Below are 1,319 nucleotides of genomic sequence, written 5' to 3'. Positions count from 1 at the left end.
TGCGCGACGAAGCCGAGCACGAAGATCGGTATCGCGATGATGATGAGGGTGACGATCAGGATCGCGGTGTCGTACCAGCGCCCCTTGTTCAGGCCGGAGATCACACCGAACACCACGCCACCGATCGTTTCGACGACCAGTGCGATCAGAGTCAGGTTGACCGTCACCGGAAAGGCGCGCTTCATGACGTCGAACACCGGTTGCCCGGAGAACGAGGTGCCGAAGTCGAGGTGGAACACCCCGCCGATGTAGTTGAAGTACTGCACATAGAACGGTTGGTCGAGGTGATACTGCGCGCGTAGTTGCTCAATCAGGGCCGGGGACATGGGTTTTCCGCCACCGAGAGCCGCGATGGGATCAGCGGGGACGAGAAAGACCATGGCGTAGATGAGGAACGTGGCGCCGAAGAAGACGATCACCATCTGTCCCAGACGGATGAGGAGATATCTGGTCACCGGGTCACTCCTTCGCTTCCTTGGTGATGTTCGGGTAGTCGGGCAAGCCGTTCCAGGCCAACTGCGCGGTGACCTCCGACGCCGAGCCTCCGGCGCCGATGTAGTCCCACAGCGGAATGTTCGGCAGATCCTTGAGTAGGGTTTCCTGCGCGACGTTGGTGAGCCGGTAGGACTCGTCGTCGGTGCGTGCACGCTGCGCGGCGGTCAGCCGCGAGTCGAACTCCGGCGAGACGTACTGCGCGTCATTGGAACCGGCTCCCGTCACGAAGATCGGCGCGAGGAATTCCAGCATCGACGGGTAGTCACCCTGCCAGCCCGTCCTCGCGGCGGTCTTGATCGTCTTGCTCGTGATCGCCGACCGGATCTGCTTGAACGTCGGCTGCGGAGCGCCATGCGAGTCGATGCCGAGGGTGTTCTTGATCTGGTTGCACACCGCGTCGACCCAGACCTGGTGATCGCCGTCGGAGTTGTAGGCGATTTGGAAGGAGCCGTTCCACGGCGCGATGGCGTTGGCCTCCTGCCACAGCTGCTTGGCCTTGGCGGGGTTGTAGTCGAGGACGTCGCTGCCCGGGATATCGCCGTTCCATCCAGGTAGGGAGCGTGCCGTGAAATCTCTCGACGGCGTGCGGGCACCACGGAAGACCACCTTGGTGACCTCCGGACGGTTGATCGCCATCGAGAGCGCCGCACGACGCAGTTCTCCTTCGCGCCCCGCGGCGAAGTGGGGCAGGTAGTAGGGGATCGCGATCTGCTGGTTGGACGCCGTCGGTTTGGTCAGTGCGTGCTTGCCGAGCGCCTTTTTGTAGGAGTTGAGCGCACTGACCGGCACCGTGTCCGTGACATCGAGATTGCCGGAGGTGAGGT

The 1,319-nt window shown here is 62.7% G+C and carries 2 protein-coding genes; both read right to left on the bottom strand.

All coding sequences use genetic code 11. From position 1 onward, the window contains the following. On the bottom strand, positions 1–455 hold a 455-nt coding region (locus B3T59_RS16865), incomplete at its 3' end, for an ABC transporter permease (RefSeq protein WP_287004417.1). Positions 456–459: 4 nt separating this feature from the next. Then, positions 460–1,319: peptide ABC transporter substrate-binding protein (locus tag B3T59_RS16860; RefSeq protein WP_287004416.1), on the bottom strand; the 860-nt coding region annotated here is incomplete at its 5' end.

The sequence above is a fragment of the Gordonia sp. UBA7860 genome (genome assembly GCF_002500165.1).
GTDB classification, from domain to species: domain Bacteria; phylum Actinomycetota; class Actinomycetes; order Mycobacteriales; family Mycobacteriaceae; genus Gordonia; species Gordonia sputi.
Note: the sequence above shows the minus strand (reverse complement) of the source record. Positions and strands in the feature narration are given on the sequence as shown.